This is a genomic window from Streptomyces sp. NPDC002499, assembly GCF_053595415.1.
Map to the genome: position 1 here is coordinate 239,661 of NZ_JBSFXO010000015.1, position 13,417 is coordinate 253,077.

The following is a 13,417-nucleotide window of genomic DNA, read 5'->3' on the forward strand; positions in this document are numbered from 1 at the left end:
TCTGCTTTCAGCAGTTTGCGCCGAATAGCAGAAGTTGTTCGCACACAAGCACGGGAAGTGGTATAAGGCCTACCCGCGCCGACTATGCCGTACGCATGCTCGACAACTCCCCGTGACCAGCGGGGAGTCGGTTTCGGCGGTCAGGCCTCGCCCGTCGCCTTCCGGGTGTGAAGCTGTCGGGCCACCTCTGCGATCGACCCCGAAAGGGACGGATAGACGGTGAACGCGTTCGCGATCTGTTCGACCGTCAGATTGTTGTCGACGGCGATCGAGATCGGATGGATCAGTTCCGAGGCGCGCGGGGAGACCACGACACCGCCGACCACGATTCCGGTGCCGGGGCGGCAGAACAGCTTCACGAAGCCGTCCCGGATGCCCTGCATCTTGGCGCGCGGATTGCGCAGCAGCGGCAGCTTCACCGCGCGGGCGTCGATCTTGCCGGAGTCGACGTCGGCCTGGCTGTAGCCGACGGTGGCGATCTCGGGGTCGGTGAAGACGTTCGAGGAGACCGTCTTGAGGTTGAGGGGGGCCACCGCGTCGCCGAGGAAGTGGTACATGGCGATCCGGCCCTGCATGGCGGCCACGGACGCGAGCGCGAAGATACCGGTCACGTCACCGGCGGCGTACACGCCCGGAGCGGTCGTGCGGGAGACCTTGTCGGTCCAGATGTGGCCCGACTCGCGCACCCGCACGCCGGCCTCCTCCAGACCGAGGCCCGCGCTGTTGGGGATGGCGCCGACGGCCATCAGGCAGTGGGAGCCGGTGATGACGCGGCCGTCGGCGAGGGTGACCTCGACCCGGTCGCCGACCCGCTTGGCGGCGGCGGCGCGGGAGCGGGCCATGACGTTCATGCCCCGGCGCCGGAAGACGTCCTCCAGGACGGCGGCGGCGTCCGGGTCCTCGCCCGGCAGCACGCGGTCGCGGGAGGAGACGAGGGTCACCTTGGAGCCGAGGGCCTGGTAGGCGCCGGCGAACTCGGCGCCGGTGACGCCGGAGCCGACCACGATGAGTTCCTCGGGCAGCTCGGTGAGGTCGTAGACCTGGGTCCAGTTGAGGATGCGCTCGCCGTCGGGCAGGGCGTCGTCCAGCTCGCGCGGGTGGCCGCCGGTCGCGATGAGCACGGCGTCGGCGGTCAGGGTCTCCTCGCTGCCGTCGGCGGTGCTGACCACGACCTTGCGGGAGCCGTCCAGGGCCTGCATGCCCTCGAGGCGGCCCCGGCCGCGCATGACCCGGGCGCCGGCCCGGGTGACGGAGGCGGTGATGTCGTGCGACTGGGCGAGGGCGAGCCGCTTCACACGCCGGTTCACCTTGCCGAGGTCGACGCCGACCACCCGGGCCGCCTGCTCCAGCGGTGGGGTGTCGTCGGCGACGATGATGCCGAGCTCTTCGTACGAGGAGTCGAAGGTGGTCATCACCTCCGCCGTGGCGATGAGGGTCTTGGACGGCACGCAGTCGGTCAGCACCGACGCCCCGCCCAGTCCGTCGCAGTCGACGACGGTCACCTCCGCGCCGAGCTGCGCCGCTACCAGGGCAGCTTCGTATCCGCCGGGTCCGCCACCGATGATCACGATCCGAGTCACGTACCCCATTGTCCCGCACGCTTCAAGGTGCCACCGCCCCGGGGCGACCCGAGGGGCTCGCGGGACCGGAGAGGGGCGTGTGTCGGCTGCCGTACCCTCGACGCATGTCGCTCTACGCCGCGTACGCCGGCAACCTCGACGCGCGGCTGATGACCCGCCGCGCTCCCCACTCGCCCATGCGCGCCACGGGCTGGCTGAACGGGTGGCGGCTGACCTTCGGGGGCGAGCACATGGGCTGGGAGGGCGCGCTCGCGACGCTGGTCGAGGACCCGCTCTGCCAGGTCTTCGTCGCGCTGTACGACATCGCGCCGCCGGACGAGGAGTCCATGGACCGGTGGGAGGGCGTCGGCCTCGGCATCTACCGCCGGATGCGGGTGCGGGTGCACACGCTGGAGGGCGAGGAGCCCTCGTGGGTGTACGTCCTCAACGGGTACGAGGGTGGACTGCCGTCGGCCCGTTACCTCGGGGAGCTGGCCGACGCGGCGGAGTCGGCGGGGGCGCCGCACGACTACGTGATGGAACTGCGCAAGCGGCCCTGCTGAACCATGTGAGGGGGCCGAGCGAGCGCTCTGCTGAGAGCTTCCCACTCATTCGCTCCTCACAGGTCTCGTTGGAAACGACAAGACAACGATCGCAATCCCGTGAGCTCTGTCATCTACGCGCGTAGGCCGATACCGGCTACCCTCATCGCGTGAACGCATCTCTTCTTCCGGACGACATCCAGGGCGACCCCTATGCCGCCGCTGACGCCGCCGCCTCGCGCCTGCGCGAACTGACCGGCGCCGAGACCCACGACGTCGCCCTCGTGATGGGCTCGGGCTGGGCGCCGGCCGTGGACGCCCTCGGCACACCCGACGCCGAGTTCCAGGTCACCGAGCTGCCCGGCTTCCCGCCGCCGGCGGTGGAGGGACACGGCGGCACGATCCGCTCGTACCAGATCGGCGCGAAGCGGGCCCTGGTCTTCCTGGGCCGTACCCACTACTACGAGGGCCGTGGCGTCGCCGCCGTCGCGCACGGTGTGCGGACCGCGGTGGCCGCGGGCAGCAAGACGATCGTCCTCACCAACGGCTGTGGCGGTCTGCGTGAGGGGATGCGGCCTGGGCAGCCGGTGCTGATCAGCGACCACATCAATCTGACGGCGACCTCTCCGATCGTCGGCGCGAACTTCGTCGACCTCACCGATCTGTACTCGCCTCGGCTTCGGGCGCTGTGCAAGGAGATCGACCCGAGTCTGGAGGAGGGCGTGTACGCGCAGTTCCCCGGGCCGCACTACGAGACTCCGGCGGAGATCCGGATGGCTCGGGTGATCGGGGCGGATCTGGTGGGGATGTCGACGGTCCTCGAAGCGATTGCTGCGCGTGAGGCGGGGGCTGAGGTGCTGGGTATCTCCCTGGTGACGAACCTTGCCGCGGGGATGACCGGCGAGCCGCTGAATCACGAAGAGGTTCTTCAGGCGGGTCGGGACTCTGCTACTCGGATGGGGTCTCTGCTCACTCAGGTGCTCGGTCGGCTGTAGGCGCGTTGCCGGGGGCTGTGCCCCCAGACCCCCATCGGCCCTGAAGGGGCCTCGTCCTCAAACGCCGGACGGGCTGGGTGAAGCAGACCGGCGCTGATTTATTCACGGAGGTTGAGCGACCGTGCACGACGATCTCATCGCCCGGGCCCAGGCCTGGCTCGGCGAGGACCCGGACCCGGAGACCCGTGATGAGCTGGCCAAGCTCATCGAGGCCGGGGATGTCGGTGAACTCGGGGAGCGGTTCAGCGGGACCCTCCAGTTCGGCACCGCGGGTCTGCGCGGGGAGCTCGGGGCCGGGCCCATGCGGATGAACCGGGCCGTCGTCATTCGGGCCGCCGCCGGGCTCGCCGCCTACCTCAAGGGGAAGGGCGAGACGGGCGGGCTCGTCGTCGTCGGGTACGACGCCCGGCACAAGTCCGCCGACTTCGCCCGGGACACCGCCGCCGTGATGACGGGCGCCGGGCTGCGGGCCGCCGTGCTGCCGAGGCCGCTGCCCACCCCCGTACTCGCCTACGCCATAAGGCACTTGGGCGCGGTCGCCGGTGTCGAGGTCACCGCCAGCCACAACCCGCCCCGCGACAACGGCTACAAGGTCTACCTCGGCGACGGATCCCAGATCGTGCCGCCCGCCGACGCGGAGATCGCCGCCGAGATCGACGCCGTCGCGCGCCTGGCCGACGTACCCCGGCCCGACAGCGGCTGGGAGATCCTCGACGACTCCGTTCTCGATGCTTACCTCGCCCGCACGGACGCCGTGCTCGCGGCCGGCTCGCCGCGCAGCGCCCGCACCGTCTACACCGCCATGCACGGCGTCGGCAAGGACGTGCTGATGGCCGCCTTCGCCCGGGCCGGGTTCCCGGAGCCCGTGCTCGTCGCCGAACAGGCCGAGCCCGACCCGGACTTCCCGACCGTCTCCTTCCCCAACCCGGAGGAGCCCGGCGCCATGGACCTCGCCTTCGCGCGGGCCCGGGCCACCGACCCCGACCTGATCATCGCCAACGACCCTGACGCCGACCGTTGCGCCGCCGCCGTCAAGGAGAACGGTGAGTGGCGGATGCTGCGCGGGGACGAGGTCGGCGCGCTGCTCGCCGCGCATCTCGTGCGGCGCGGGGCCCAGGGCACCTTCGCCGAGTCGATCGTGTCGTCGTCGCTGCTCGGCCGGATCGCCGAGAAGGCCGGACTGCCGTACGAGGAGACCCTCACCGGCTTCAAGTGGATCGCCCGGGTGGACGGGCTGCGATACGGCTATGAAGAGGCCCTCGGCTACTGCGTCGACCCCGACGGCGTGCGCGACAAGGACGGCATCACCGCCGCGCTCCTCGTCACCGAGCTGGCCTCGGAGTTGAAGGAGCAGGGGCGGACCTTGCTCGATCTGCTCGACGATCTCGCCGTCGAGCACGGGCTGCACGCCACCGACCAGTTGGCGGTGCGGGTCGAGGACCTGTCCGTGATCGCCGCCGCCATGGGGCGGTTGCGGGAGCGGCCCCCGACCGAGCTGGCGGGGCTCGCCGTCACCCGGTCCGAGGACCTCGACCGCGGTACCGACAAACTGCCGCCCACCGACGGGCTGCGGTACACGCTGGAGGGCGCCCGCGTGATCGTCCGCCCCAGCGGCACCGAGCCGAAGCTGAAGTGCTACCTGGAGGTCGTCGTGCCGGTGGCCGCGCACGCGGATCTTCCGGCGGCGCGGGCCACGGCGTCCGACCTGCTGGCGGCGATCAAGCGGGATCTGTCGGCGGCTGCCGGTATCTGACCACCCGTCAATCTCCCTCGACGGCCGCTCAGTTGACCTTCCGCTCGACCGTGAAGCGGTCCACCTCCGCGCCCGTCGCCGCCAGCGCCCGTACCGTCAGGGTCGAGGTGCCGTGGCGGTGGGCGGGGGTGACGTCGACGCGGATGAAGGAGTAGCCGGTGTACCGGACCCGCGACCAGTCGACGTTCTCGGTGACCTTGCCGCCCGCGCCGGTGTAGTACGTCGGCACCTGGCCGACCTCGTCCTCGTGGCCCTCGTAGCTGTCGGCCACGGGGAAGGCGTACACGCTCTCGCCGCCCGCGCCCGCGGTCACGTAGACCACACCGCCGCGCGCGGGCTGGTGCGTGCCGCCGATGGGGAGGGCGCGCACGGGCTTGTCCTGGACGACCGGGTCGGTGCGCTCGTAGATGTGGTTGTGGCCGTTGACCACCAGGTCCACCTGGTGCTTCTCGTAGAGCGGCACCCACTGCTCGCGCACCCCGCCCTCGGAGGCGTGCGAGGTGGTGGTGGAGAACGCGCAGTGGTGGTGGAAGACGACGATGAAGTCGATGCCCGGCGTCCTGCGCAACTGGCCCAGGCGCTTGTCGAGCCACGCGGTCTGCTTGCCGTGGGTGTAGCCGATGTTGGCGGGGATCTCGTACGAGACGTCGTTGGCGTCGACCGAGACGACGGCGACGTTTCCGTGGACGAAGGAGTACACGCCGGGGGCGCCCGCCGGGTCGAAGCCGTTGGCGGGGAGGGTGAAGCGGGCCTCGTTGCCGCCGTAGCCGTTGGGTGAGTACCAGGCCTCCATGTCGTGGTTGCCGAACGCGACCATCCACGGCACGCGGCTGGACAGCGGCTCGATCTGGGCGAGGAACTGGTCCCACTGGCGGGCGTCGTAGCTGCTCGCGTCGGCGGGCAGGCCGTGGCCGGTCTCCTCGGCGTAGCAGATGTCGCCGGCGTGCAGGTGGAAGGCCGGGTTCTGGGCCTGGACCAGGGCGTTGAGGCCGATGGAGGTGTAGCTCGGGTTCTGGTCGCCGAACGCCGTGAAGGTGAAGGGGCGGGTGGTGCAGTCGGCGGGGGCGGTGGTGAAGGAGTAGACGGTGTGCGCGGCGCCGGGGTGGGCGGGGTCGAAGCCGTCGTGGCCGACGCCGTAGTAGTAGGTGGTGCCGGGGCGCAGGTTGTCCAGGGCCGCGTGGACGTAGTACTGGTCGATGTCGGCGCTCTTGCCGACGCCGGCCGGGGTGAACAGGTCGCGGATCTCGGCGTGGACGCGGTGGCCGAGGTCGAGGGGGCTCAGGCCGATCCGCAGGTAGGGGTCGCGGACGGGGAGCGGGACCTGCCAGGAGACCCGCATCTGGGTGCGCGGGTCGGCGCCGTAGGCGAGGTGCCGTCCGAACGGCGCCACGAGCGCGCCGTCGACGGACTCGGTGGCCGGGCGAGTGATCAGGTCCGGGCTCGCGGCTCCGGCCGGGCCCGCGGCGGCCAGTCCTGCCCCCGTGGCCGCGGCGATCGCACTCGTGCGCAGCAGGCCGCGGCGGGACAGGGTGGTGCGGAGGTACGCGTGCCGCTCCGGCATGGTCAGCCGGTCGGCCAGTTCGGCGGGGATGCCCATGCGGGGCGTGTGCAGCGGAGAGTTCATGGGCGTGACGCTGGCAGCGGCCGGTGAATGGTGACTGGACTGAACCTCTGCATTGGCCCATGTACGGGTCCGTAGCACCCCATCGGGTGACTTACCCATGCCCATTGACCCGGGGTCCACGCCCGGCCGGGGCGCGACGGCAACGGCGGACGGCGAACACACCGCCGAGCCGGCGCGGGGCTCCCGCCACGCCCTCGCACAGGCCCGCCGCACCCCAACGGGTGATTTACCCCGGCCCATTGACCCCGGTTCCCCACCAGGCCGAGGCGCGGCAGCAACCGTGGACGGCGAACGCACCGCCGAACCAGCCCTGGAGCCATCGCCGTGTCCTCGACCGCCACCCGGCCGACACCCCGGGCGACCACCGCCCCCGCCGGCTCCCCGAGGCCCGCTCCCCCGCCGGTGCTGCGCCGCGCGGCCCCCGCCCTCCTGGCCTATCTCGGTGTCCGCCTCACCGGCCTGCTGTTCCTCACCCTCTGGGCGCACCGTCAGCACCACGGTGTGTGGCCGATCCTGGCGGTCCAGTGGGACGCCGACTGGTATCTCGGCATCGCCGACCACGGGTACGCGCACGTCCTGGGCACCGCGCGGGACGCCAACAACCTGGCCTTCTTCCCGCTGTACCCGTATCTGATGAAGGCCCTCGCGGTCCTGACCCCGGGCTCCCGCGCCTCCACCGGTCTGGGGATCGCCGTGGTCGCCTCGGTCTTCGCCGCCTGGGGTGTCTTCGCGGTGGGCGACCGGCTGCACGGGCGCCGGGTCGGGGTGCTGCTGACCGTGCTGTGGGCCGCGCTGCCGGTGGGCCTGGTGCAGTGGATGGGGTACACGGAGTCGCTGTTCACGGCGTTCGCGGCCTGGGCGCTGTACGCGGTGCTCACCGAACGGCCGCTGCTCGCCGGGGTGTTGGCCGCGCTGGCCGGCCTGACCCGCCCGACGGGCATCGCGGTGGCCGCCGCGGTCACGGTCTGGGCCCTGCTCGCGCTGCGCCGACGCCCCTTCGACCGGCGCCTGTCGGCCGCCGCCGTCCTGGCCCCGCTCGGCTGGTGCGGGTACGTCGGCTGGGTGGGGCTGCGCCTGGGCCGCTGGGACGGCTACTTCGCCGTACAGCGGCTGTGGCACAACGAGGTGGACGGCGGGGTCCAGACCCTGCGCCGGATGCGCGAGTACCTGATGTACGACTCCACGCCCGAGTTGTTCTTCGTGCTGGTGACCTGCGCGCTGATCGTGGCGGTGGTCCTGTACGGGCTGTCGGTGTGGGACCGCCAGCCGCTGCCGCTGCTGGTCTTCACCGGCGTCCTGCTGGTGATCGTCCTGTGCAGCGGGGGCGTCTACTTCCCGCGCGCCCGCTTCCTCCTGCCGGGCTTCCCGTTGCTGCTGCCGCTCGCCCTGCATCTGGCCCGCGCGTCACGCCGGTACCGAGCGCTGGCCCTGACGGCGGCGGTGCTGGGCTCGGCGTACTGCGGGGCCTATATGGCACTGGTGTGGCCGAGCGCGCCATGATTCATGGGGAGTTGGGCCGGGCTGACATCGGACGGGGTTCAGTCCCGCATCAGGTAACTGAACCCGGTGTCCGGGCCCACGCACGACTGCAGGGTGAGGTCGCCCCAGTAGAGCCCGGCGGCCGGGGCGCCGCGGCCCGGGGTGACGTAGTGGGCGTACACCCGGTAGGTCCAGGTGCCGCGCGGGGAGTCGATCGTGACCCTGCTGCCGACGGGGAGCGTGGCGAAGCGGTCGAAGCCGCAGTAGTCGTGGCCGACGATGACGGCGGTGCGCAGCTCGTAGCCGTCCTCGGTGCCGAGCAGCGGGCCGGTCCACTGCACGGCCTCCGCGCAGGCGTCCACCTCGTCCTGGCCACCTCTGATCACTCCCGCGGACCAGGTGCCGATGCGGATGGTGGTGCCCTTCGGGCGGCCGGTCGTGGCGAGCGGGGAGGGTGTGGGCGCCGCGGTGGTGGCCTTGCCGCGGGCGGGACTTGGCGGTGGCGACGGGCGGGACAGGTCCGGGCCGCGGACCCGGCCGTCGGCGGTCGCGGAGGGCCGGGGGGTGCGGCGGGCGGGCGGGGCGAGTGCGGTCGGGGCGGCCGGCCCAGTGGTGCCGGTCGGCGCGGACGAGGTCGGCGGCACCGCGGGCGTCGGTGCGCGGTCGGCGGTGTGCGTGGTCCTCGTCCCCGTTCCGCAGCCGGCGAGCAGGACGGCCGCCGTGACCGCGCCGGCGAGGGACCTGACCGTGCGGCGCCGTCCCGTGCGGTGCCTTCCGGTCACCCGAACCGTCCGTTCACGTAGTCCGAAGTCCGCTGGTCCTGCGGGGAGTTGAACATCGCGTCGGTGGCGCCGTGCTCGACGATCACGCCCGGGGTGCCCTGCGAGGCGAGGAAGAAGGCGCAGCTGTCCGAGACGCGGGCGGCCTGCTGCATGTTGTGGGTGACGATGACGATGGTGACCTCCGACCTGAGCTCGGCGATGGTCTCCTCGATGCGCCGGGTCGAGGTCGGGTCGAGCGCCGAGCACGGTTCGTCCATCAGCAGCACGCGCGGGCGTACCGCCAACGACCGGGCGATGCACAGGCGTTGCTGCTGACCGCCGGAGAGGGCGCCGCCGGGCTGACGGAGCCGGTCCCTGACCTCCTTCCACAGGCCCGCCTTGGTGAGGCACTCCTCGACCAGGTCGTCCTTGCCCTCGCGGGTGGCCTTGATGGCGTTGAGCTTGAGGCCGGCCAGGACGTTGTCGTAGATCGACATGGCCGGGAAGGGATTGGGTTTCTGGAAGACCATGCCGATCTGGCGGCGGGCGTGGGTGATGCGGCGGCCGCGGTCGTAGATGTCCTCCTCGTCGAGCAGCACGCGGCCGGCCAGCGCGGCCGTGCCGATCAGTTCGTGCATGCGGTTGAGGATGCGCAGGAAGGTCGACTTGCCGCAGCCGGAGGGGCCGATGAGGGCGGTGACCTCGCGGGCGGGCATGGTCAGCGAGACCCGGTCGAGGACCTTGTGGTCGCCGAACCAGGCGGAGACGGCGTCGGCGCGCAGGGTCGCGGGACCTCCGGAGGCGAGGGTGACGGTGCCTCGCGGGTCCACGACGGGCGGCTGGACGATCGTGTCGGTGCGGTCGGAGTTGTCGATGGTCGACATGGCGTGGGCGTCAACTTCCGTGCGGGAGCCGGTGGTTCAGAGCAGGTTGGGCAGCAGGGCCGTGATGGCCTGGGAGTCGGCGAGGCCCAGCGCGACGAGCACCGGGCCCGCGCAGATCCAGGTCTGCCAGCGGCCCCAGACGCGGAAGGCGAACACCGCGAGCAGCGAGGCGATCAACAGCCCCTGGGTCCACAGGAAGACGCCGAGCCAGGCGCCGGGGTCGGTGCCCAGAGCCTGTTCGGAGCCCGCGATCCAGCCGGACCTGAGGTCACGCGGCGGGTTGGGCTGCACCGGCGTGACCAGCTCGGCGTCGACGCGGAGCACACCGCTGGGGGTGTACGGCGCCCCGGTCGCGGTGATCAGGGTGAGCCGTCCCTGGCCGCCGGTGAGCGGGGCGGGCAGCTCGTCGCCGGCCCGGCGGACGCCGGTGACCTCGTAGACCGACTTGCCCTGGCCCGTGGTGAGTTCGACGCGGGTGCCGACAGGCAGCTGGTGCAGGTCGTTGAAGGGGCTGCCGTACGCCCACTGGCGGCCCATGATCACGGCGGTGCCGGCCTGGCCGGGCAGCGGGGTGTCGCGGCGGTGGCCGGGGCCCGACATCAGCACCTCGGAGGTGGTGCCCTCGGCGACCACCTCGCGCAGGCCGAGCGCGGGGATCCGCAGCAGCGCCACGGGCGCGCCCGTCCTCAGCAGCTTGCCCTCGTAGTCGCGCTGGCCCACCGGGGCGGTGCCCAGGGCGAGTTGGCGGCGCAGCTCGTCGTAGGCCGTCTGCTGGTCGCGGGCGTGCTGGAGGTGCCCGACGACGGTGAGGTTCGCGGCGAACCCGAGGAGCACAGCGGCGAGAACGCACAGGGCCGCCCCGGCGAGTGCGAGCCCGGGGCGGGCGGGGGGCCGCGGCTGCCCTCCGGGCGGCGGCGGATCGGGCGGACCGGTGGGCGCCGCCGGATGGGCCGGCGGCAGAGCGAGCGTGGTCACGGGGTGCGCTCCTGGAGGGGGGACGGTGGATACGGCGGACCGGCGGGGCCGGGACGCGTCGGCGTGCGCCCCGGCCCCGCCCGGCCGTCAGTGGTGCTGCGGGGTGTCGCCGCCGAAGGACAGCAGGCCCTTGCGGCGCATGTGCAGGACGAGCGCCCCGCCGGCGGAGAGGAACGCGAGGGAGGCCAGGCCGATCGCGCCTATCTGGGTGCCGGTGGCCGCCATGGAACCGCCGCCGGTGCCGCCGGAACCGCCCGAGGTGCCGCCCGTGTCCGAACCGCCGCTGTCGGAGCCGCCGGTGTCCGTGCCGTCGCTCGCCGAGTCGGACGCGCTGGGCTCCGGGGACTCGCTGGAGTCGTCGCCGGTCGTGAACGCGAAGTCGAGGCTCTGCCCGTCGGCCTTGTCCTCGGCGAGGGTGAGCGTGTGGTCGCCGTCCTCGATGTCCTCGGGGACGGTGAACTCGTAGTTCTCGACCGTGCCTTCGGCGTTCGCCTTGGCGTCCAGGAAGGTCTCCTCGCTGTCGGCGAGGGTCACCTCGACCGCGGCGGACGCGGTGTAGCCACGGGCGGTGATCTTGACCTTCTGGCCCGCTTCGAGGTTCGGGTCGGTGTCGAGGGCGTTGCCGTCCTCGTCGGTCACCGAGAGGTCGGGGTTGTCGGTGGGGGTGGGGCTGGAGGGTGTCTCGTCGGTGCTGACCAGGTCGAAGGAGGCGAAGACGCCCGTCTTCTCGGAGAGCTGGAGCGTGTGGGCGCCGTTGGGCAGCGCGTCCGGCACGGTGAACGCGTAGTCCGCGACGGCACCGTCGGCGTTGGCGGTCACGTCCTCGTAGGTCGCGGTGGAGTTGGTGAGGTTCACGTGCACGGTGGACGCCGGGGTGAAGCCCTGGACGGTGACCTTGACCTTCTGGCCGATGGACAGGGTGGGGTTGGCGTCGAGGGTCTTGCCGTCGGCGTCCTTGGCGGAGACGACGTAACCGATGTTCGCGCCGGCCGAGGCCTGCGAGCCGGAGTAGGCGTCGGCGTCGGTGGGCGTGAACACGGCGTCGTAGGGACGGGGGCCGCCGACCGCGGGTGCCTTGACCGTGAGTTCGGCCTTGCCGTCGGCGACCGGGGCCGTGCCGAGCGAGGTGTCGCCGGTCCTGAACTCCACCGAGCCCGCCACCGCCGGGGTCACCGTCGCGGTGAGCTTGAGGTCGCCGCCCACCGGCACGCCGGCGGACGTGGTCAGGGCGAGGGTCGTGGGCTGCTGCTCGAGGAGGGTCCAACTGTCGCCCACGACACGGATCTTGGCGAGGAACCGGTCGGCGGTCGTGCTGGTGCCGCACATCAGGGCGACGGTGTAGGTGCCGTCGTAGGGCGCCGTGCCCCCCGCACTCGTCAGGGCCGACTGAAGGCTCGGCTTGGCCGCGGTGGCCTGGAGCGCGACCGTGAACGGATCCGCGCCGACGCCGGTCTTCGTCGACGACTGGGCCAGCGGCAGCAGCGAGTTGGGGTTGGTCGGGCTGACCAGCCGGAGCACGATCGTCTGCGCGGTGGTCGCGTTGCACCCCGTGCTCGTGGTGACGGACGTGACCATCGGAATGTCCGCGATCTTCCCCGCGGCGGGGCTGACCGTGAACTTGCCGAGGTCGGTGGCCGCGCTGGCCCGCCCCGAGAAGGCGAGCACCCCGGCCAGAGCGGCGAACAGCAGCGCGCAGGAGGTCAACAGGGCTACGGGTGATCTGAGATGAGCGAGACGGTGAGTCATGTGGTGGTCCCCCCGCGGGGTCTGGGTCGTGGACGGAAACGCCGACAGGGCCGGACACCCCGCGGGTGCCCGGCCGTTGCGTGGCTACGAGACGGTGATCAGCTCTCGCCCTTGAGCGTGGTGCTGCCGCAGTCGCTGCCGAGGGTGCCGAAGCCGTAGAGGCTGATGGTGGAGGTGTTCGCGCAGACCTTGGAGCCGGTGCCCACGAAGGTGTCGGCGATCACCGAGTCGGACAGCTTGGCGGTCGGCACGACGTTGTAGACGTTGCGCAGGTAGGGGAAGGACAGGTTCAGCGAGAGGTCGTCGTTGCGCGCGACCACGCCGTTCACGGAGCCGAGCACCGCGTCACCGCGACGGTCGTCCACCACGAAGGACTCCTGGGCCGTGTACTGGGCCACGGAGTAGGGGAAGATGTCGCCCGCGCTGTCCACGGCCGACCCGTCGTTCTCCTGGATGGAGGAGTTCGTCGTGACGCAGGAGCCCGGGGTCGTCACGCCGATGGAGCTGAGGAAGAAGGCCCGGGTGCCGGAGGCCGACTGCGGCAGGACCGGGGTGAGCGCGACACCGTTCAGCGAGGTGATGGTGCACTCGTAGATGCCCTTGAGCTGGGCGGTCGTCAGGTCGTCGGGCACGGCGCTGCCGGCCTGCTTCACCCAGGACACCGCGTCCTTGGCGTACGGGATGAAGGTCAGGTCCGTGGTGGTGGTGTTGTTCGGACCACGCGAGGAACGGGCGAAGTCCACACAGCCGGTGGCGCCGTCGACGGCGGTGTTCAGCGCGGTGATGCCTGCGCCGGAGCCGTCGGGGCGGGTGATCGTGCAGCCGCTCGCCTTGGTCGTGATCGTGCTGGAACCCGTGGCGTTCCACGAGGCGATGACCTTGCCGCCGGAGTTCGTGATCGTGTCGCCCAGGGCGTTCACCACGTCCTGGGTCGTGTCGGAGCCGACACCGGCGAGCTGGCGGTGGTCGGTGACCGGGCTGGGGTCCGCGTAGGCGGGGGCGGCCAGGGCACCGAGGCCCAGGGCGACCGCTCCGACACCGGCACCGATACGCAGGCGGGACTTGACGTTCACTTAGGTTCTCCTCCGTGGAAACGGAT

General features: G+C 71.8%; 11 protein-coding genes. 4 read left to right on the forward strand and 7 right to left on the reverse strand.

The genetic code is table 11. The features are described 5' to 3' along the window. Nucleotides 1-140 precede the first annotated feature (140 nt). Nucleotides 141-1,589: an NAD(P)H-quinone dehydrogenase gene (locus ACWD5F_RS38060; RefSeq protein WP_451260854.1), complete on the reverse strand. Its 1,449-nt coding sequence runs from the start codon at nucleotides 1,587-1,589 to the stop codon at nucleotides 141-143. 95 nt (nucleotides 1,590-1,684) lie between these two features. Here ACWD5F_RS38060 and ACWD5F_RS38065 point away from each other — a divergent pair, with 95 nt between their 5' ends. The 3 genes from ACWD5F_RS38065 (at nucleotide 1,685) to ACWD5F_RS38075 (ending at nucleotide 4,849) form a co-directional block, all read left to right on the forward strand. After that, nucleotides 1,685-2,122 (forward strand): gamma-glutamylcyclotransferase, encoded by a 438-nt coding sequence (locus ACWD5F_RS38065; RefSeq protein WP_123998112.1) that lies wholly within the window; start codon nucleotides 1,685-1,687, stop codon nucleotides 2,120-2,122. A gap of 149 nt (nucleotides 2,123-2,271) precedes the next feature. Further along, nucleotides 2,272-3,096, forward strand: a complete 825-nt coding sequence (locus ACWD5F_RS38070) for a purine-nucleoside phosphorylase (RefSeq protein WP_401713677.1) — start codon at nucleotides 2,272-2,274, stop codon at nucleotides 3,094-3,096. Nucleotides 3,097-3,217: 121 nt separating this feature from the next. Continuing rightward, complete coding sequence (locus ACWD5F_RS38075) at nucleotides 3,218-4,849, forward strand: phospho-sugar mutase (RefSeq protein ID WP_451260855.1); 1,632 nt, start codon at nucleotides 3,218-3,220, stop codon at nucleotides 4,847-4,849. Between the two features lie 28 nt (nucleotides 4,850-4,877). On the opposite strand, the gene ACWD5F_RS38080 is transcribed toward ACWD5F_RS38075, so the two are convergent. Next, entirely contained in the window at nucleotides 4,878-6,446 is a 1,569-nt protein-coding gene (locus tag ACWD5F_RS38080) for a purple acid phosphatase family protein (RefSeq protein ID WP_451260954.1), read from the reverse strand. A 351-nt stretch (nucleotides 6,447-6,797) separates the two neighbouring features. Between ACWD5F_RS38080 and ACWD5F_RS38085 the strand changes: the two genes are divergently transcribed. After that, on the forward strand, nucleotides 6,798-7,973 hold the full coding sequence (locus ACWD5F_RS38085; RefSeq protein WP_451260856.1) for a glycosyltransferase family 39 protein: 1,176 nt from the start codon (nucleotides 6,798-6,800) through the stop codon (nucleotides 7,971-7,973). A gap of 38 nt (nucleotides 7,974-8,011) precedes the next feature. Here the strand turns inward: ACWD5F_RS38085 and ACWD5F_RS38090 are convergent, their stop codons facing one another. The 5 genes from ACWD5F_RS38090 to ACWD5F_RS38110 form a co-directional block, all read right to left on the reverse strand. Further along, complete coding sequence (locus ACWD5F_RS38090; protein ID WP_451260857.1) at nucleotides 8,012-8,734, reverse strand: hypothetical protein; 723 nt, start codon at nucleotides 8,732-8,734, stop codon at nucleotides 8,012-8,014. Beyond that, on the reverse strand, nucleotides 8,731-9,597 hold the full coding sequence (locus ACWD5F_RS38095) for a phosphate ABC transporter ATP-binding protein (protein ID WP_451260858.1): 867 nt from the start codon (nucleotides 9,595-9,597) through the stop codon (nucleotides 8,731-8,733). Before ACWD5F_RS38095 ends, ACWD5F_RS38090 begins: the two co-directional genes overlap by 4 nt. Nucleotides 9,598-9,633: 36 nt before the next feature. Then, a complete protein-coding gene (locus tag ACWD5F_RS38100) occupies nucleotides 9,634-10,572 on the reverse strand; it encodes a sortase (RefSeq protein WP_451260859.1) in 939 nt (312 codons plus the stop codon). A gap of 87 nt (nucleotides 10,573-10,659) precedes the next feature. Continuing rightward, complete coding sequence (locus ACWD5F_RS38105) at nucleotides 10,660-12,318, reverse strand: hypothetical protein (protein ID WP_451260860.1); 1,659 nt, start codon at nucleotides 12,316-12,318, stop codon at nucleotides 10,660-10,662. A 98-nt stretch (nucleotides 12,319-12,416) separates the two neighbouring features. After that, nucleotides 12,417-13,391, reverse strand: a complete 975-nt coding sequence (locus ACWD5F_RS38110; RefSeq protein WP_451260861.1) for a hypothetical protein — start codon at nucleotides 13,389-13,391, stop codon at nucleotides 12,417-12,419. Nucleotides 13,392-13,417 lie beyond the last annotated feature (26 nt).